Raw genomic sequence first — 16,726 nt, 5'->3', positions numbered from 1 at the left:
CGTCCGGCGCCACCGGCGCACCCGCGGCGGGCGGCAGTGCGGGCCCTGGCGACGGCGGCGGTCCGCCGACGGCGCCGTGCGGTGCCGTACCGAGCGGCACGGCGGGCGTCGCTGCGGGCGATCCGGGCAGGCCGGTGCGGTCGGGCATCCGAACAGTCACCTCACGAGGATCGACCACTCGCGGCGCGGGAGGCGGTTGCGGCGTCGGCGTGTCGTCGGGCAGCGGGGCGTTCAGCGGTGGCGGCGGGACACCCTCGGCCGGTTTCGGCGTGCCGACGACGACCCAGTTGCCCGCCGGGTCCTGGACGAGGTGAGCGGTGTCGCGCGAGGGGATCATGCCGAGATCGCGCGCCGCCTCGGCCAGGGCGGGTGCTGCCTGGGCCTCCAGCACGTCGCGCTCGAGCGCCTCCTTCTGCTGGAGCAGCGCCTGGTTGGTCTCCCTGGCCGCACCCAGTTGGTAGGAGCGCTCGGCGGCGCCGGTGGACAGCCACAGCGTGATGCCGAGGCCCATCCCGAGTGCCCCGATGACGAGCACCACGAACGGCACCCTGGCGACCAGGGTCCGGGGATTCAACTCGATCTCGGCGAGCCTGACGAGGAGACGTTCACGCAGCGGAGGGCGAACGACCTTCGGCGCCTTGGCCTTGCGGGCCTTGGCGCGGGCCTTGGCCTGGCTGGCGTTCTTCGGCCGCGCGGGTGCGGCCGCCGCACCCGAGGACGGCTTGGCCGGCCGGGCGACGGGTCCGGTCTGCGGCGCGGACCGCTGCGGACCGCGCTCGCGGGTGGGCCTGCCGCGGCGGGACGGCGCCTCGACCGGGCGGCGGCTGCCGCCGCGGGCCGGTTGCCGGGCCGTACGCCGCCGATCGGCGCCGCGGTCTGCTGCGGTTCGCTTCACCTTCATGCCACTTCCCTTCCGGCAACCTTCTCCAGCGCGCGCAGGCGCACCGGGGCGCTGCGCGGATTGCGCTCGATCTCCTCAGGGGTGGCACGCTCGGCGCCACGCGTCAGTGCGACGAATTCCGGCCCGTGGCCGGGCAATTCGACGGGCAGCCCGGGTGGCGTGCGCGATGCGGTCGCCTCGGCGAAGCGGGTCTTGACGATGCGGTCCTCGAGGGACTGGTAGGCCATCACCACGATGCGCCCGCCGGCGTCCAGCGCGTCCAGCGCGGCGGGCAGCGCGTCGCGCAGCGAGTCCAGTTCGCCGTTGACCGCGATGCGCAGCGCCTGGAACGTGCGCTTGGCGGGATGACCACCGGTGCGGCGGGCGGGGGCCGGGATGGCTTCGTAGAGCAGTTCCACCAACTCGCCGGTGCTGGTGAACGGCGTACGCGCGCGGCGGCGCACGACGAACTTGGCGATCCGGCCGGCGAACCGTTCTTCGCCGAACTCGCGCAGCACCCGGGCCAGGGCCTTCTCGTCCCAGGTGTTGAGCACCTCGGCCGCGGTCAGCGGGGCGTCGGAATCCATCCGCATGTCCAGGGGCGCGTCGGCGGAGTAGGAGAAGCCCCGTTCCGGACGGTCGAGCTGCATCGACGAGACGCCGAGGTCGAACAGGAAACCGCGGACGTCCGCTGCCCACGAGCCGGATCCGGTCAGGGCGTCGGCGATGCCGTCGTAGCGGGTGCGCACCAGGTGGACCCGGTCGCCGAACGGGGCGAGCCGTTCACCGGCGATGGCCAGGGCATCCGGGTCGCGGTCGAGGCCGATCACGCGCAGTTCGGGCAGCAGCGACAGGAAGCGCTCGGAGTGCCCGCCCGCCCCGAGGGTGGCGTCGACGAGCACCGCGCCCGCCCCGTCGGCGCCGCGCCGGGTCAGCGCCGGCATCAGCAGTTCGACGCAGCGATCCAGCAGGACCGGGACGTGTTCCATCGCGACCCCCGAAGAACCGTTCAGTGAAAGGAGCGCCCCTGCATCGAGGTCCCTGCCCGAGAGCGCGGACCTGGCGTCGGGGAAGTACGCCAGGGCCGGATCGGACAGAGGCCACGATGCACGGGCGACATGCGGACCGGAGGCCGGGTGTTGTCCCCGGCCCGCGGGGGACTCAGATGATGTCGCGCAGAGTTTCATCGGTAGCCGCGGAGAAGTTCTCTTCGTGGGTCTGCTGGTACTCCTGCCAGGCTTGGGCGTCCCAGATCTCCAAGTAGTCAACCGATCCGATCACCACGCACTCCTTGGAGAGGTTGGCGTAGCGACGGTGATCGGCGGACAGGGTGATCCGGCCTTGCGCGTCGGGATGCTGTTCGTCGGTGGCGGCGGCCAGGTTGCGCAGGAAGGCACGTGCCTCCGGGTTGGACCGCGACGCCTGCGACGCCCGCCGTGCGAGCTTCTCGAATTCGTCCCGCGGGTAGACCGCCAGGCTGTGGTCCTGACTCTTTGTCACCATCAGCCCTCCTGCCAGTGCGTCGCGGAACTTGGCGGGCAGTGTGAGCCGCCCCTTGTCGTCGAGCTTCGGCGTGTAGGTGCCCAGAAACATCCGGCCACCTCCCGCCTCGCTCCGATGTGTGCCACTTTACCCCACAATCCCCCACTTTGCTCCAACTAGTGGGTTCGACGTCGACAATTTCCCCACCCACGCCCCCCGCCTGGGCTGGCCAGGCGATTGGACGACCCGACTGGACCGCCACGGGAGCGCATCAGAGCCGGTCAGGACATCACAGGTGGGCGGTGGGGCGTAGTGGGGCGCACAGCGCGCGACAACCGGAGTCGGCGTGTCGCCGCAGCGGCCGCAGACATGAAAAAGGGGTAGCCCGCAATCGGGCTACCCCAGTGAAATCGACTGTTCGGCTACTCGTCGAAGCGACGGCGGAACCGATCCTCCATCCGGCTGGTGAACGAGCCCGAACCCTTCTGCTTCTTCCCTGACCGAGACGGCGCCTCGGGAGCCGTACGGTCGCGCGCACCGGTCACCCGCGGACCGGTGATCGCGAACACCACACCGGCGAACATCAGCACGAAACCGATCACCGAGAGGATCGGGAAGGTGCCGATCATGGTCGCCTTGATCGCGACCCCGCAGACCAGAAGGCCAAGACCGACCACGAAGAGCGCCGCGCCCTGCAGTCGGCGGCGGGCCGAGGGCGCACGCAGCGTTCCACCCCGCACGCTCGAGGCGAACTTGGGGTCCTCGGCATACAGCGCGCTCTCGATCTGATCGAGCATGCGCTGCTCATGATCGGAGAGTGGCATTCGTCCCTCCTCGCCGGTACGGCCGGTCACGGTGTTCAAAGTCATCCATGCCCGCATTCACGGACACCTAACAGTCATGATACGAGGTCGATCTGAGCCGTACCACCTACTTCGTCGCTCGATTGTATGACGTGCACCGCCATTGGGCTGCCACCACCTCGCCCCGGATAATGGAGGCGACGGTTGAGCACCCTGGAGAGGCGACGCATTGGCGACATTTCTGATCGATCTGTCGCCGGACGACATGGCGCGGCGCCTCCCCGACGCGCTCAGCGTGTACGTCGACGCGATGCACTACCCGCGCGGTACCGAGGAGCAACGGGCCTCGATGTGGCTGGAGCACACCCGAAGGCACGGCTGGAAGGCGGTGGCCGCGGTCGATACCGCCGACGACTCACCCACGCCGCCCCCCGACGAGCTGCAGGCCGCGCCGCTGCTGGGGGTGGCCTACGGCTACTGCGGCGCCCCGGACCAGTGGTGGCAGCAGCAGGTGGTCGCCGGGTTGCAGCGGGTCGGCGCCGACCGGTCCCGAATCGCCGACCTGATGACGAGCTACTTCGAGCTCACCGAACTGCACATCGATCCCGGCGCACAGGGCCGGGGCCTCGGCGAGGCGCTGGCCAGGCGATTGCTCGCCGACCGCACCGAGAACCACGTGCTGCTGTCCACCCCGGAGACCAGCGGTGAGGCGAACCGGGCCTGGCGGCTGTACCGCAGGTTGGGGTTCACCGACGTGATCCGCGGCTACCACTTCGCCGGCGATCCACGCCCCTTCGCGATCCTCGGGCGCGCTCTGCCGCTCTAGTCCGCCCGTCGGGCCCACCGGGCAACGTCCGGTCTGGCACGATGACCGGGTGCGCGCCCGCCCGTCCGCAAGTCGCCGAACCCGTCTGCTGGTGCTCGCCCTTCTGGTGCTGATGCTGCCGATGATGGTGGGTTGTGTGCGTGTGCGCGCCTCGATCACGGTGTCACCGGACGACCGGGTCTCGGGGCAGATCGTCGCCGCCGCCAAACCGCGCGACGAGAACGACAAGGGCCCGCAGCTGCTCAACAGCCTGCCGTTCGCCACCAAGGTGGCGGTCACGGAGTACGAGCGCGACGACTACGTGGGCTCACAGGCGGTGTTCTCCGACCTCACCTTCGCCGAGCTCCCCCAGCTGGCCAACATGAATCGCGACGCGGCCGGCGTGGACATCTCCCTGCGCCGCGCGGGCGACCTGGTGATCCTCGAGGGCCGCGTCGACCTGACCTCCCTGAGCGATCCGGAGGCCGACGTGTCGCTGTCGGTGTCGTTCCCCGGCGAGGTCACCTCGACGAACGGCGACCAGCTCAGCGCCGAGATCGTCGAGTGGAAGCTCCGCCCCGGGGTGGTCACCACGATGAACGCGCAGGCCCGCTACACCGATCCGAGCGCCCGCTCGTTCACCGGCGCCGCCATCTGGCTGGGCCTGGCGTCGATGGTGGTTGCCGGCATCGTCGGCGCACTGGCCTGGACGAGCCGCGACCGCTCACCGCGCTTCGGCGAGGAGCCCGCCAACGACGCCTGACCGGCGCGAAGCGCCGGCGTGCGCCTGGCTTGCCGGGAAACCCCCGACACGCTCTACTCTTAGTGCACTCGGGGGCGAGATCAGCACATGAGAAAGGGGTGCCCGCTGAGCGTGGATGCCGCGGCACCGTCAGCCGTCGAGCTGGCCCGTGCCGTCACCGACCAACTGCGGGACTATCTCCGGGACCGCCGCCGGGACAGCGCCTACATCGGCACCGAATACGCCGAGCTGACCGCCGCGCTGGAGGAGTTCGTCCTGCGCGGAGGCAAACGGGTCCGCCCGGCGTTCGCCTACTGGGGCTGGCGCGCGGTGGCGGGCCGCGATGCCGACCCCGGGATCCTCCGGCTGTTCGCCGCGCTGGAACTGCTGCACGCCTGCGCGCTGGTGCACGACGACGTCATCGACGCCTCGGCGACCCGCCGCGGCCTCCCGACCGTGCACCGGCTCTTCGCCGAGCGGCACCGCGGGCAGAACTGGCACGGCTCCGACGAGCAGTTCGGCCTGTCCGCGGCGATCCTGCTCGGCGACCTCGCGCTGGTGTGGGCCGACGACATCGTCGCCACCGTCGACCTGCCGCACGACGCGCACCGGCGGGTGCAACGCGTCTGGGCCGACATCCGCACCGAGGTGCTCGGCGGGCAGTACCTCGACATCGTCGCCGAGGCCGGCGGCGCGGACTCGGTGGCATCGGCGATGACCGTCAACACCTACAAGACGGCGTCCTACACCGTGTCGCGGCCGTTGCAGATGGGCGCCGCCGCGGCAGCCGACCGTCCCGACGTGCAGACGATCTTCCACGAGGTGGGCACCGACCTCGGGGTGGCCTTCCAGCTGCGCGACGACGTGCTCGGGGTGTTCGGCGATCCCGCGGTCACCGGCAAGCCCTCCGGGGACGATTTGCGCTCGGGCAAGCGCACGGTGCTGGTGGCCGAGGCCGTCGAGCTCGCCGAGCGCACCGACCCGGTGGCGGCCAAGCTGCTGAGGACGTCGATCGGCACGAACTTGTCCGATGCCCAGGTGCGCGAGCTGTGTCAGGTCATCGAGTCCGTCGGCGCGCTGGCGGCGGTAGAGGAGCGCATCGAGCTGCTCACCCGTCGCTCGCTGGAGCGCCTGGCCGCCGCACCGATCGACGCGCAGGCGAAGACCGGATTGGCCGAGCTCGCGAGATCGGCCGCCAACCGGTCCGCCTGACAGCATGACGACCGATACGGGAATTCCGAGAAGTCCTGCGGGACAGCACTTCTCTCGGCTGGTCGCATTCGCCTCATCGGGCGCGGCGCGGCCGGCGCTGCTCGGTTGCCTCGGCGCCGCACTGATCACCATCGGCGCGCTGGGGGCGGGCAGCACCAGGCTGCACGACCCGCTGCTGGAGTCGCTGCACCTGTCGTGGCTGCGCTTCGGACATGGCCTCGTGCTGTCGTCGCTGCTGCTGTGGGGCGGGGTGGCGGTGATGCTGATCGCCTGGCTGTGGCTGGGGCGGCGGGTGATCGACGGGGATGTCTCCGAGTACACGATGGTCGCCACCACGGGCTTCTGGATCGCCCCGCTGCTGCTGAGCGTGCCGGTGTTCAGCCGCGACACCTACTCCTACCTGGCTCAGGGCGCCCTGCTGCGCGACGGCTTCGACCCGTACCTGGTGGGCCCGATCGAGAACCCCAACCCGCTGCTGGACAACGTGAGTCCGATCTGGACGACCACCACCGCACCGTACGGTCCGGCGTTCATCCTGATCGCCAAGTTCGTCACCCTGCTCGTCGGGGACGACGTCATCGCGGGCACCATGCTGCTGCGGCTGTGCATGCTGCCGGGGCTGGCACTGCTGATCTGGGCGGCGCCGCGGGTCGCCCGCCACGTCGGCGCCGACGGCCCAGCGGCGCTGTGGATCTGTGTGCTCAACCCGCTCGTGGTCATCCACCTGATGGGTGGCGTGCACAACGAGATGCTGATGGTCGGGCTGATGGTCGCAGGCATCGCGCTGACGTTCGGTGGCCGGCCGGTCTGGGGCGTCGCCCTGATCGCGCTCGCGGTGGCGGTCAAGGCGACCGGCGGACTGGCACTTCCATTCATGGTGTGGGTGTGGATGCGTCAGCTGCAGGACCGTCGCGGGTACCGGCCGCTGCGCGCCTTCTCCGCCGCCACCGCCGCGTCGTGCGCCATCTTCGTCGCGGTGTTCGCGGTGGTGTCCGCACTGGCCGGCGTCGGCCTGGGGTGGCTGACCGCGCTCGCCGGATCGGTGAAGATCATCAACTGGCTCACCCTGCCGACCGCGGCGGCCCAACTGGTCAACGTGATCGGCGGGCTGTTCCTGCCGGTGAACTTCTACGCCGTGCTGGACGTCACCCGCATCATCGGGATCGCGATCATCGCGGTCTCACTTCCGCTGCTGTGGTGGCGGTTCCGCCACACCGACCGCGAGGCACTCGTCGGCATCGCCGCGGTGATGGCGGTGGTGGTGCTGTTCGTGCCCGCCGCGCTGCCCTGGTACTACACCTGGCCGCTCGCCGTGGTGGCAGCGCTGGCGCAGAGCCGGCCCGCCATCGCGCTCATCGCCGGCTTCTCCACGTGGATCATGGTGATCTTCAAACCCGACGGCGCCCACGGCATGTACTCATGGGCGCACGTGCTGCTCGCCACGGCATGCGCTGTGGTGGCGTGGTATTCGCTCTATCACCCCGACCGGCGGCCGGGTCAGTACGCCATCGCCTGGGCGCGGCGCACCACCTCGCGGGCCTGATGTGAGCGCAACGCGTCCACCGGCCGCGCGTTGGTCTGCCGCTCGGTGCTGCCGTCGCGACTGATGGTCAGCGACGGGTCGGGGGTGAACAACCACCGCACGATCTCGGTGTCGCGGTACCCCCCGTCGTGCATCACCACCAGCAGCCCGGGCAGCGGCTTGATCACCTGCCCGGAGTCGTCGAAGAACACCTTGGGCACCACCACGGTGCCGCCGCGGCGGACGGCGATGAGGTGGCCCTCGCGCAGGTGCTGATGGACTTTGGTCACCGGAATGCCGAGCATTGATGCGACGGCAGGCAGGTCGTAGACGGCCTCGTCGGGCTCCAACACATCGTCAGCGGCCGGAATGCTGCTCACGGCATCGAGTCTAGGGCCAAACCGGACTCGTAACATGTGTTCGGTGGAGCCCTACCCCCAGCATTCGGATCCGCTCGTCGGCACCGTGCTGGACGGGCGCTACCGCGTCGACGCCCCGATCGCAGCCGGCGGGATGTCGACGGTGTACCGCGGCCTCGACGAGCGGCTGGACCGGCCGGTGGCGCTGAAGGTGATGGAGTCCCGGTATGCGGGCGATCAGCACTTCCTGACCCGGTTCCAGCGGGAGGCCCGTGCCGTCGCACGGCTCAAGGGCGACGGCCTGGTCGCCGTCTACGACCAGGGCATCGACCGCGGCCACCCGTTCCTGGTGATGGAGCTCGTCGAGGGCGGCACCCTTCGCGAGCTGCTGCGCGAGCGCGGCCCGATGCCGCCGCACGCCGCGGCCGCGGTGCTGGCGCCGGTGCTGTCCGGGCTGGCCGTCGCCCACCGGGCCGGTCTGGTGCACCGTGACGTCAAACCGGAGAACGTGCTGATCTCCGACGACGGCGAGGTGAAGATCGCCGACTTCGGCCTGGTCCGCGCGCTCGCCGAGGCGAAGATCACGTCGACGAGCGTCATCCTCGGCACCGCGGCCTACCTCTCGCCCGAGCAGGTCGCCTCCGGTGACTCCGGGCCGCGCAGCGACGTCTACGCCGTCGGCGTGCTCGCCTACGAGTTGTTGACCGGAGACACCCCGTTCACCGGCGACACCGCGCTGGCGGTGGCCTACCAGCGGATGGACCACGACGTCGCGCCGCCGAGTTCGGTGATCGCAGGCGTGCCATCGCAGTTCGACGATCTGGTGCTGCGGGCGACCGCGCGTGACCCCGTGCAGCGCTACGCCGACGCCCAGGACATGGGCGACGACCTCGCCGACATCGCCGACGAGTTGCGGTTGCCCGCCTTCCGGGTGCCGGTGGCCAGGAATTCGGCGGCGCACGCGTCGGCCACCCCTGCGCACACCCGCGCGCCGGTCACCGCCGCCCCGCCCGCGCCGCCGCGTCAGCCCACTCGCGAACTCACCCGCGGCCCCGACGACTGGCCTGCGGAACCGAGCCGCGACGACGAATACGCCTCGGTCGCAGACCATTTCGCCGGTATCCCGATCGACGAGTTCTACTGGGCCAGGCAACGGGCCAGGCGGACCCTGCTGTTCTGGGTGATCGCGGTGCTCACCCTCACCGGCCTGCTCGGCGCCGCCGCCTGGACGCTGGGCAGCAACCTGCCCGGGCTGCTCTAGTCGCGCAGCATCTCCGCCACGAGGAACGCCAGCTCCAGGCTCTGCTGGGTGTTCAGTCGCGGGTCGCACGCGGTCTCGTAGCGGCCGGCGAGGTCGGTGTCGGAGATGTCCTGCGCGCCGCCGAGACATTCGGTGACGTCCTCACCGGTGATCTCGACGTGGATGCCGCCGGGATGGGTGCCCAGCGCCCGGTGCACCTCGAAGAAGCCCTGCACCTCGTCGACGATGCGGTCGAAGTGGCGGGTCTTGTAGCCGGTGGAGGACTCGTGGGTGTTGCCGTGCATCGGGTCGCACTGCCAGATCACCCGGTGACCGGTGGCCTGCACCTTCTCGATGATCGGCGGGAGCAGGTCGCGCACCTTGTGGTTGCCCATCCTGGTGACCAGCGTCAGCCGGCCCGGCACGTTGTGCGGGTCCAGCCGCTCGACGTACTCGACGGCCATCTCGGGCGTGGTGGTCGGGCCGAGCTTGACACCGATCGGGTTGGCGATCGTCTCGACCAGCCCGATGTGGGCGCCGTCGAGCTGACGGGTGCGCTCGCCGATCCACACGTAGTGCGCGGACAGGTCGTAGAGCCGCGGTTCGGGATCGCCGGCCGGGAAGTCGGTGGACAGCCGCAGCATCGCTCGCTCGTAGTCCAGCACCAGCGCCTCGTGGCTGGCGTAGATCTCGGCGGTCTGCAGGTTCGGGTCCTTGACGCCGCAGGCGTTCATGAAGCGCAGGCCGCGGTCGATCTCGCCGGCCAGCGCCTCGTAGCGGGCTCCGGCGCGCGAGGTGCGGACGAACTCGCGGTTCCAGTCGTGCACCAGGTCAAGCGACGCCAGGCCGCCGGAGGTCAGCGCCCGCACCAGGTTCATCGCGGCGCTGGCGTTGGCGTAGGCACGCACCAGCCGCGACGGGTCGTGCTCACGCAGCGCCGCGTCGGGGGCGAAGCCGTTGACCATGTCACCGCGGTAGGACCGCAGGCCGAGCGCGTCGATGTCGGCCGACCGCGGCTTGGCGTACTGGCCGGCGATGCGGGCCACCTTGATCACCGGCATGCTGGCGCCGTAGGTCAGCACCACCGCCATCTGCAGCAGCGTGCGGATGTTGGCGCGGATGTGGGGTTCGGTGTTGTCGGCGAAGGTCTCCGCGCAGTCACCGCCCTGCAGCAGGAATGCCTCACCGCGCGCGACGTCGGCGAGCAGGCTCTTGAGCCGCTCGATCTCCGACGGCACGGTGATCGGCGGAACGCTCTCCAGCACCGTTCGCATCGCCTTGGCCGTGTCGGGATCCCAGCTGGGTTGCTGGACGGCCGGCCGGGCCAGCGCGGCGTCGAGCCGTCGCCGCAGGTCCTCGGGCAGCGGCGGCAGGTCTGGGAGCTGGTCGATGGGTACGTCGACGGTCCAGTTCACCCATTCATGGTAACCGGGCGGCGCACCGGAATTTACGCGGTCGACTGCAGGTCAGCCCTGCGGACGACGGTCGAGGCCGGTCATGGTCTGGAAGCGCAGCAGGTTGTGCCGCGCGTCGACCAGCGCATCGTGGGCGTCACGTGGCCGGGGTGGCATCCGCGGCGACCCGCGTTCCTCCCAGAACTGGCGCAGTTCGCGGGTGAACCGCGGCATCGCCGGCGGCAGGCTGGTCATCGGCCCCCACAGCTGGCACAGCACCACGTGGTCGTAGGCGCCGACCCACGCCCACAGCTCGATCGTGTCGTCGCCGTCGATGCCGAAGAAGTCCTCGAGCTCGGCGCGGATCTGCCGCCGTGACCGCCACAGCGGCGAAGCCGGCGACGGCAGCTTGGGCAGTACGTGCTTACGCACCCAGCTGCCGGCCCGGTCAGGATCGAATTCCGTTGAGATGGCGTAGTATTCGCGGCCGTCCTCAGCCGCGACGCCGATCGAGATCAGCTCGATCGTGTGGCCGTTGTCGATGAACTCGGTGTCGTAGAAGTACCGCATCAGGCGACCCGCCCGTGGTCGCGCGCGGGCCTGATCGCCGGACCGGGTCCCGGCGCCGGGGCGGCGTGGATCTCGCGGTCGAGTTCGGCGTCGACCTTGGCGTCCTCGGGGAACTGCGGTTCGCCCGCGACGACGTGCTGCAACCACAGCTTGGCCTGCACCACGGGCCGCCGCAGCCGGCGCTCGCGCTCGAGGGCGCGATGCATCTTGCGCGGCCGGTTGGTGTAGCGCCACCTTGCCCACGGGGCGTGCGGCCGGGACAGCCGGATCGCGCCGACGAACAGCAGCGGGGTGATGAACATACCCACCAACCCGGTCCACACCTTGCCCTTGAACAGCACGATCATGGCGAGCGCCAGGGTCAGCACCGCCATGGCGATCACCGACGCCCGCGCCGCCACGGAGTGGTCGTCGCGCCAGATGCCGATGTCGAAGAACGACAGCGGGTTGAACCCCACCACCAGCAGGCCGGCCACCGCCACCGCGGCGAAGACGGCATCAACCGACGTGCGGCCGTCCTCGGACCAGTACACGTCGGACAGATGCAGGATCAGCGCGAACTCGTCGAGCACCAACGCCGCGCCGACACCGAACCCGATGGCCGCGACGGTGAATTCGGGTACTCCCCCGTTCACCGCCAGCGTCACCATGGCGATACCGGAGATCATCACCAGGATCACGCCGATCACCACGTGGTGGATGTGCAACCCGCTCCCACCCGTGGAGATGTTGCGGGGCTGCCACCACTTGCGGGGTGCATCGTTGTCCGCGTTGCGGCGGATGTAGCGGACGATCGTGCGGGTCACGAAGAACGTGAGGATGAATGCGACCAGACAACACACCAGCGGCAGCCGGTCCCGGGTGACTCCCGCGGTGACGAAGTCCAGATCGAAGGTCACGTGCACGCAGAAAACTTACGCCGACCTGCGCGCCGAATTCGGTGTCGGGTCCGGCATGGCTTCCCGGTGCGCCGTAGCCCACCGATAGTCTGTTCGGCGACATGAGTACTCGGCAGTCGCCCGGTGGGGCTGGTTGGGGTCCCACCATCGCGTGGCGGCTGTTCCAGTTGTTGACCCTTGCCGCCCTGGGCTGGGCCGGGTGGCGGCTGCTGGGCCACGTCCCCTACCGCATCGACGTCGACGTCTACCGGATGGGCGGCCGGGCCTGGCTCGACGGCCGGCCGCTGTACGCCGACGGGGCGATTTTCCACACCGAGGGCGGTCTCGACCTGCCGTTCACCTACCCGCCGCTGTCCGCCATCGCGTTCGCCCCGTTCGCGTGGCTGTCACTGTCCGCGGCGAGCACGGCGATCACGGCCACCACGCTGGTGCTGCTGATCGTGTCGACCACCATCGTGCTCACCCGGCTCGACGTCTGGCCGGACACCACGGTCACGGCGGAGCCCGCGTGGCTGCGCAGGGCCTGGCTGGCGGCCGCCATGGTGGCGCCCGCGGTCGTCTACCTCGAACCGATCCGGGCCAACTTCGACTTCGGGCAGATCAACGTCGTGCTGATGACGCTGGTGATCGCGGACTGCGTGCCGCGGCGCACCCCGTGGCCGCGTGGCATGCTGCTCGGCCTGGCGATCGCACTCAAGCTGACGCCCGCGGTGTTCCTGCTGTACTTCCTGTTGCGCCGCGACACCCGCGCACTGCTCACGGCCGCGGCGTCGGTCGCGGTGGCCACCCTGGTCGGATTCGCGCTGGCCTGGCGGGATTCGATCGAGTACTGGACCGAGACGGTGAGCAACACCGACCGGATCGGCGCCGCCACGCTGAACACCAACCAGAACATCGCAGGCACGCTGGCCCGCCTCGGCCTTGGCGACGACGTCCGGTTCGCGGTGTGGGCGGCGTGCTGCTTCGCGGTGCTCGGGCTGACGGTGTGGGCGGGGCGGCGGCTGCTGAACGCCGGGGAACAGGTGCTCGCCCTGATCTGCGTGGCGATGTTCGGGCTGGTGGTGTCACCCGTCTCCTGGTCACACCACTGGGTGTGGGTGTTGCCTGCCGTGCTTGCCACCGGCGTGACCGCCGTCCGGCGCAGGTCGGCGGCGCTGGCCGCGGTCTCGGCGGCCGGGGTGGCGCTGGTGGTGTGGACGCCGATCACCCTGATGCCCGCGCACCGCGAGGCGGCGGCCTCGCTGTGGCGCCAGCTGGCCGGTGGGTCCTACGTGTGGTGGGCGCTCGCGGTCATCGTGGTGACGGGGATGGTGCGGGCCGCCGCGGCGGACCCGGCCGGGTCGACGCCCGACGCGGCGCCGGTCCCGGCCGCGAATTGACTCAGCCCGCGGCGGCCTCAGGGATGCGGGCGGCCGGCGGTGTCTCGGTGTCTGCCGTGCCCTCCTTGACGTCGGCCGCATAGAGGTCCACGTACTCCTGGCCGCCCAGCTGCATCAGCTCGTACATCACCTCGTCGATGACCGCACGCTCGATGAACCGGTTGCCTGCCAGCCCTTCGAAGCGGCTGAAGTCCATCGGCTTGCCGAATTTCACCTGCACGCGTCCGAAGTGCCAGAATTTGCTGCCGGGCGGGTTGACCACGTCGGTGCCGATCAACGCGACGGGGATGACGGGGATCCCGGTCTCCAGCGCCACCCGGGCCAGCCCGGTCTTGCCCTTGTAGAGCCGGCCGTCCGGCGAGCGGGTGCCCTCCGGGTACATGCCGAGCACTTTGCCGTCGTTGAGTATCCGCACCGCGGCACTCAGAGCGTCCTTCGCGGCGTCGGCGTCGGTGCGGTCGATCGGCACCTGGCCGGCGGCGGTGTAGAACCAGCGCTGGAACCAGCCCTTCAGCCCCGTGCCCGTGAAGTACTCGGCCTTGGCCAGGTAGGTGATGCGACGCTTGACCACGAGGCACTTGTAGAAGCTGTCCGCCACCGCCAGGTGGTTACTGGCCAGGATGCACGCACCTGAGGTCGGAACATGCTCGAGCCCATCGACTTTCGGGCGGCCGAGCAACGACAGCAGTGGGCCCATGAAGACGTACTTAAAGAGCCAATACCACATGGATCCTCCCCATCGGACGCACCTGACGGTGCTCGGCGACAACTTTACCCAGGCACTGTGGAACGGACCACAGCACGGGACGTCACTCCTCGACGGTGACCGGGATGTGCTGATAGCGACCGGGCGCGGGCTGGTCCTGCGGCGGCCCCTGCGGCGCCGAACCCGGCGGCGGCGGAGGCCGGTCGGGGTCCGGCGGGGGGCCCATGTCCTCGACCACGGCACGCACCACCGTCAGCAACGCCGTGCTGTGCTCGGCGACCACGCTCAGCAGCGGGTGTTCCTCGCCGCTGACCAGCGCCGCGAGTGCGCACACCGGGCACCACACCTGCTGGCACGCGCCCGGCGTTCCGCTCGACGTCGCCCGTGCCGCCAGCAACCGCACCGCGGGATCGAGGCGGTCGAGCACGGCCTGGGCGAGTGCCCGCAGTTCGGGCGCCAGGTTCTGGTGTCGCCGCCCCGCGGCGCCGGTGTCGGACTCGCTCACGCAGGCCACACCTCCGGGTTCGGTCGGAATCGCACCGTCAGCTCATGGCCCCGCAGCTGCGCATCGGTCACGATGCACCGCCGCAGAACCGATGCCAGCCGTACGCGGCGCCGCATACCGCCGGCGCCGATGATCAGGTCGTCGTCGACCCGGCCCAACGACAGTCCGCCGGTGTCGATCGCAGGCAACTCTAGTCGCAGTCGGTACACCGCTTCGAGGCCGCTGCCGGATTCCCGGTCTACCACCGGCCGCAGCGGCCCCGGCGGTGCTGACCCGTCGCGGCGCCGGGCGCCCTCGAGCAGTTCGCCGAGGGCCTTCGGTCCGATCGGCTCGCCGGGCAGATGCGGCACCAGCACGAGCGCGACGTCGCCGACCGCCGCGTCGAGCTCGTCGAGCACCGCCCGCTGCTCGCCGATCCGCGCCGCATACCACTCGAACGCCGGATGCTCGGGCAGGTTGCGGTACTCGAACGAGTCGTCGCGCACCAGGTACTGGTTGACCACCAGCTCGGCGACCCGCACACCCATCAGCGCCAGCGAACCGAGAGTGCGGACCGCCTCGGCGGCCACCACCCGTTCGGCGGTCAGCACCAGGTGTGCGCTGACCCGCGAGCCGTCGGACAGCAGCGAACTCAACTCGCGGGTGGCGGCATCGATGCGTTCGACGAGTGCGATGACGGCGGTGGTCGCCGCGTCGTCGGCGGCGGTGGACAACCTCCGGTGGCGGGGCCAGGCCCGTTCCAGATAGAGGCCGAAGGTGGCGGGCAGGGTGAGCATCCGCAGCGCGTCGGCCGTCGAGGCGCAGTCCACCACGACGTGGTCCCAGGTGCCCTCGGCGGCCAGCTCGCCGACCTCGTGCAGGCCGAGCACCTCCTGCACCCCCGGCAGCGCCGAGAGTTCCTCGGGGGCAAGCTCTCCGAGATCCGAGTCGGGGAACCGCGTGGCGACGGTGGAGGCCACGTCACGCCAGCGCTCACTCAGCAGGGCGAGGGTGTCGAGCGCCAGCGCGTCGAGGAATCCGCCTGCGTCGCCGGTGTCCAGTTCGGCGAGCACCCGGGTGGGCTCGCGGCGTCCGGTGGGCACCACCACGGCGCCGAGCACGTCGCCGGTGGAGTGGGCCTGGTCGGTCGAGACGACGAGCACCCGCAGGCCTGCACGCGCGTCGCGCACCGCGGTCGCCGTGGCCAGCGTCGACTTGCCCACTCCCCCCTTGCCGACGAAGAGACTGATGCGGGCGGGGGTGGCCGGTGGCCGGTCACTCAGGTCAGTCAGCCTCGACTCGTTTCTTGAGGTCCTTCAACGCGGTGTCGGTCAGCCGGCGCTCCGCCTTGCGCTTGAGCAGACCGATCATCGGGATCACCAGGTCGACCGACAGTTCGTAGGTGACGTCCGTGCCGGTTCCCTTGGGCGTCAACCGGTACGCGCCCTGCAGCGCCTTGAGCAGTGAACTCGACACCAGCGTCCAGGTCACCGACGTGCGGTCGGACTGCCACTCGTAGGCCAGCACCATGGTGTCCTTGAGCACGGCCGCGTCGAGCACCAGCCGTGCGGTCTTCGGGTTGCCCTTCGCGTCGGCTTCGAGAACCTCGGCTTCCTTGTACTCGGCAACCCAGTCCGGATACGAGCCGATGTCGGCGATCACGTCCATCACCGTCGTCGGATCGGCATCGATGTAGATCGTCTGTGCCGTTCTGTCCGCCACCTGCACCCTCCTCGGCACGAAATCTACCCCGGCCACCTCGTCCCAACCGCGCGGCCGGGAAGAGGACTATGAAGTCTGCCGGGGCAGCCCCACCGGCCGCGACGCCTCGAGCGTCTGTTTGACCTCGAACGCCATCTTCTTACCGGCGACGCGGCGTTGATGATTGAGCTTGGCCAGATTCATCCGGGCCAATTGCCACGCCGCGGCTCCCGACGGTTCGGCGTGCACGAAGTAGTGCAGGATCACCCCGTCCAGCGCCGGCTCCAGCCATACCTCCATGGTCCCGGTCAGCGCGCCGGTCACGGTCCAGCGGTGCCCCTGCGCGCCGCGGTCCTCGACGACGGTGAGCCGCAGATCCGGCCACCACCGCCGCCAGGCCGCCGGATCGGCGACCGCGCGGCCGACGTCGGCCGGGTCTGCCGCCACGAAGGTCTCGTCGGCGATCTGGATGCTGTTCATCGCCTTCAAGCTTCACATATGCTCCTCCGCCGGGCCGGGTCGGCCGACTAGGCTGAGGCCGCACATCA

General features: G+C 70.3%; 19 protein-coding genes. 6 read left to right on the top strand and 13 right to left on the bottom strand.

Annotation, left to right across the window (positions count from 1 at the left end; translation table 11 throughout):
• The 4 genes from O6P37_RS28295 to O6P37_RS28280 all read right to left on the bottom strand — a co-directional run.
• Nucleotides 1-901, bottom strand: a 901-nt coding sequence (locus tag O6P37_RS28295; RefSeq protein WP_269897194.1) for a hypothetical protein, incomplete at its 3' end; no start/stop codon positions are given.
• Nucleotides 898-2,067 (bottom strand): 16S rRNA (cytosine(1402)-N(4))-methyltransferase RsmH, encoded by a 1,170-nt coding sequence (gene rsmH / locus O6P37_RS28290; RefSeq protein ID WP_408633271.1) that lies wholly within the window; start codon nt 2,065-2,067, stop codon nt 898-900. The genes O6P37_RS28295 and rsmH, both read right to left, overlap by 4 nt.
• Nucleotides 2,042-2,473, bottom strand: coding sequence for a division/cell wall cluster transcriptional repressor MraZ (gene mraZ, locus O6P37_RS28285; protein WP_018599516.1), 432 nt, complete (start codon nt 2,471-2,473; stop codon nt 2,042-2,044). Before mraZ ends, rsmH begins: the two co-directional genes overlap by 26 nt.
• A 311-nt stretch (nt 2,474-2,784) precedes the next feature.
• A complete protein-coding gene (locus O6P37_RS28280) occupies nt 2,785-3,186 on the bottom strand; it encodes a DUF3040 domain-containing protein (RefSeq protein WP_269897192.1) in 402 nt (133 codons plus the stop codon).
• 208 nt (nt 3,187-3,394) lie between these two features.
• Between O6P37_RS28280 and O6P37_RS28275 the strand changes: the two genes are divergently transcribed.
• The 4 genes from O6P37_RS28275 (at nt 3,395) to O6P37_RS28260 (ending at nt 7,467) form a co-directional block, all read left to right on the top strand.
• Nucleotides 3,395-3,991 carry a GNAT family N-acetyltransferase gene (locus O6P37_RS28275; protein ID WP_269897191.1) on the top strand — a complete coding sequence of 199 codons (597 nt, stop codon included), beginning with the start codon at nt 3,395-3,397 and terminating at the stop codon, nt 3,989-3,991.
• A 112-nt stretch (nt 3,992-4,103) separates the two neighbouring features.
• Nucleotides 4,104-4,733 carry an LppM family (lipo)protein gene (locus O6P37_RS28270; RefSeq protein WP_264012368.1) on the top strand — a complete coding sequence of 210 codons (630 nt, stop codon included), beginning with the start codon at nt 4,104-4,106 and terminating at the stop codon, nt 4,731-4,733.
• Between the two features lie 111 nt (nt 4,734-4,844).
• Complete coding sequence (gene idsA2, locus O6P37_RS28265) at nt 4,845-5,924, top strand: bifunctional (2E,6E)-farnesyl/geranyl diphosphate synthase (protein ID WP_264012369.1); 1,080 nt, start codon at nt 4,845-4,847, stop codon at nt 5,922-5,924.
• A 4-nt stretch (nt 5,925-5,928) separates the two neighbouring features.
• On the top strand, nt 5,929-7,467 hold the full coding sequence (locus O6P37_RS28260) for an alpha-(1->6)-mannopyranosyltransferase A (protein WP_269897190.1): 1,539 nt from the start codon (nt 5,929-5,931) through the stop codon (nt 7,465-7,467).
• Here the strand turns inward: O6P37_RS28260 and O6P37_RS28255 are convergent.
• Nucleotides 7,422-7,826 (bottom strand): Rv2175c family DNA-binding protein, encoded by a 405-nt coding sequence (locus O6P37_RS28255; protein WP_264012353.1) that lies wholly within the window; start codon nt 7,824-7,826, stop codon nt 7,422-7,424. The two genes, O6P37_RS28260 and O6P37_RS28255, sit on opposite strands and share 46 nt — an antisense overlap.
• A gap of 34 nt (nt 7,827-7,860) precedes the next feature.
• Here O6P37_RS28255 and O6P37_RS28250 point away from each other — a divergent pair, with 34 nt between their 5' ends.
• Nucleotides 7,861-9,066 (top strand): protein kinase domain-containing protein, encoded by a 1,206-nt coding sequence (locus O6P37_RS28250; protein ID WP_269897189.1) that lies wholly within the window; start codon nt 7,861-7,863, stop codon nt 9,064-9,066.
• Here the strand turns inward: O6P37_RS28250 and O6P37_RS28245 are convergent.
• The 3 genes from O6P37_RS28245 to O6P37_RS28235 are packed head-to-tail and all read right to left on the bottom strand — an operon-like array spanning nt 9,063 to nt 11,914.
• Entirely contained in the window at nt 9,063-10,460 is a 1,398-nt protein-coding gene (locus O6P37_RS28245; protein ID WP_269897188.1) for a class II 3-deoxy-7-phosphoheptulonate synthase, read from the bottom strand. The genes O6P37_RS28250 and O6P37_RS28245 overlap by 4 nt on opposite strands.
• 51 nt (nt 10,461-10,511) lie before the next feature.
• Nucleotides 10,512-11,009, bottom strand: a complete 498-nt coding sequence (locus tag O6P37_RS28240) for a polyadenylate-specific 3'-exoribonuclease AS (protein WP_269897187.1) — start codon at nt 11,007-11,009, stop codon at nt 10,512-10,514.
• Nucleotides 11,009-11,914, bottom strand: coding sequence for a hypothetical protein (locus O6P37_RS28235; RefSeq protein ID WP_269897186.1), 906 nt, complete (start codon nt 11,912-11,914; stop codon nt 11,009-11,011). The genes O6P37_RS28240 and O6P37_RS28235 overlap by 1 nt, the downstream gene beginning before the upstream one ends.
• A 95-nt stretch (nt 11,915-12,009) precedes the next feature.
• Here O6P37_RS28235 and O6P37_RS28230 point away from each other — a divergent pair, with 95 nt between their 5' ends.
• Nucleotides 12,010-13,287 carry a glycosyltransferase 87 family protein gene (locus O6P37_RS28230; RefSeq protein WP_269897185.1) on the top strand — a complete coding sequence of 426 codons (1,278 nt, stop codon included), beginning with the start codon at nt 12,010-12,012 and terminating at the stop codon, nt 13,285-13,287.
• Nucleotide 13,288: 1 nt separating this feature from the next.
• On the opposite strand, the gene O6P37_RS28225 is transcribed toward O6P37_RS28230, so the two are convergent.
• The 5 genes from O6P37_RS28225 to O6P37_RS28205 form a co-directional block, all read right to left on the bottom strand.
• Complete coding sequence (locus O6P37_RS28225; protein ID WP_269897184.1) at nt 13,289-14,014, bottom strand: lysophospholipid acyltransferase family protein; 726 nt, start codon at nt 14,012-14,014, stop codon at nt 13,289-13,291.
• Between the two features lie 82 nt (nt 14,015-14,096).
• Nucleotides 14,097-14,498, bottom strand: a complete 402-nt coding sequence (locus O6P37_RS28220; RefSeq protein WP_269897183.1) for a hypothetical protein — start codon at nt 14,496-14,498, stop codon at nt 14,097-14,099.
• The gene (locus tag O6P37_RS28215) at nt 14,495-15,760 is read right to left on the bottom strand and encodes an ArsA family ATPase (protein WP_269897197.1); all 1,266 of its coding nucleotides are present in this window, start codon (nt 15,758-15,760) and stop codon (nt 14,495-14,497) included. Before O6P37_RS28215 ends, O6P37_RS28220 begins: the two co-directional genes overlap by 4 nt.
• A 1-nt stretch (nt 15,761) precedes the next feature.
• On the bottom strand, nt 15,762-16,199 hold the full coding sequence (locus O6P37_RS28210) for an SRPBCC family protein (protein ID WP_269897182.1): 438 nt from the start codon (nt 16,197-16,199) through the stop codon (nt 15,762-15,764).
• A 66-nt stretch (nt 16,200-16,265) separates the two neighbouring features.
• Nucleotides 16,266-16,658: a polyketide cyclase / dehydrase and lipid transport gene (locus O6P37_RS28205; RefSeq protein WP_269897181.1), complete on the bottom strand. Its 393-nt coding sequence runs from the start codon at nt 16,656-16,658 to the stop codon at nt 16,266-16,268.
• Between the last annotated feature and the right edge of the window lie 68 nt (nt 16,659-16,726).

It is taken from the genome of Mycobacterium hippophais, from assembly GCF_027529605.1.
Lineage (GTDB): Bacteria > Actinomycetota > Actinomycetes > Mycobacteriales > Mycobacteriaceae > Mycobacterium > Mycobacterium arseniciresistens.
This window is presented reverse-complemented; position numbering and strand designations above follow the sequence as displayed.

Bases quoted from the DNA above. Each gene is read 5' to 3' on its own strand.
- mraZ (WP_018599516.1), bottom strand. From the start codon at position 2,473: ATGTTTCTGGGCACCTACACGCCGAAGCTCGACGACAAGGGGCGGCTC.
- O6P37_RS28270 (WP_264012368.1), top strand. From the start codon at position 4,104: ATGCTGCCGATGATGGTGGGTTGTGTGCGTGTGCGCGCCTCGATCACG.
- O6P37_RS28205 (WP_269897181.1), bottom strand. From the start codon at position 16,658: ATGAACAGCATCCAGATCGCCGACGAGACCTTCGTGGCGGCAGACCCG.
- O6P37_RS28250 (WP_269897189.1), top strand. From the start codon at position 7,861: ATGTGTTCGGTGGAGCCCTACCCCCAGCATTCGGATCCGCTCGTCGGC.
- O6P37_RS28225 (WP_269897184.1), bottom strand. From the start codon at position 14,014: ATGTGGTATTGGCTCTTTAAGTACGTCTTCATGGGCCCACTGCTGTCG.
- O6P37_RS28240 (WP_269897187.1), bottom strand. From the start codon at position 11,009: ATGCGGTACTTCTACGACACCGAGTTCATCGACAACGGCCACACGATC.
- O6P37_RS28230 (WP_269897185.1), top strand. From the start codon at position 12,010: ATGAGTACTCGGCAGTCGCCCGGTGGGGCTGGTTGGGGTCCCACCATC.
- O6P37_RS28260 (WP_269897190.1), top strand. From the start codon at position 5,929: ATGACGACCGATACGGGAATTCCGAGAAGTCCTGCGGGACAGCACTTC.
- O6P37_RS28280 (WP_269897192.1), bottom strand. From the start codon at position 3,186: ATGCCACTCTCCGATCATGAGCAGCGCATGCTCGATCAGATCGAGAGC.
- rsmH (WP_408633271.1), bottom strand. From the start codon at position 2,067: ATGAAACTCTGCGCGACATCATCTGAGTCCCCCGCGGGCCGGGGACAA.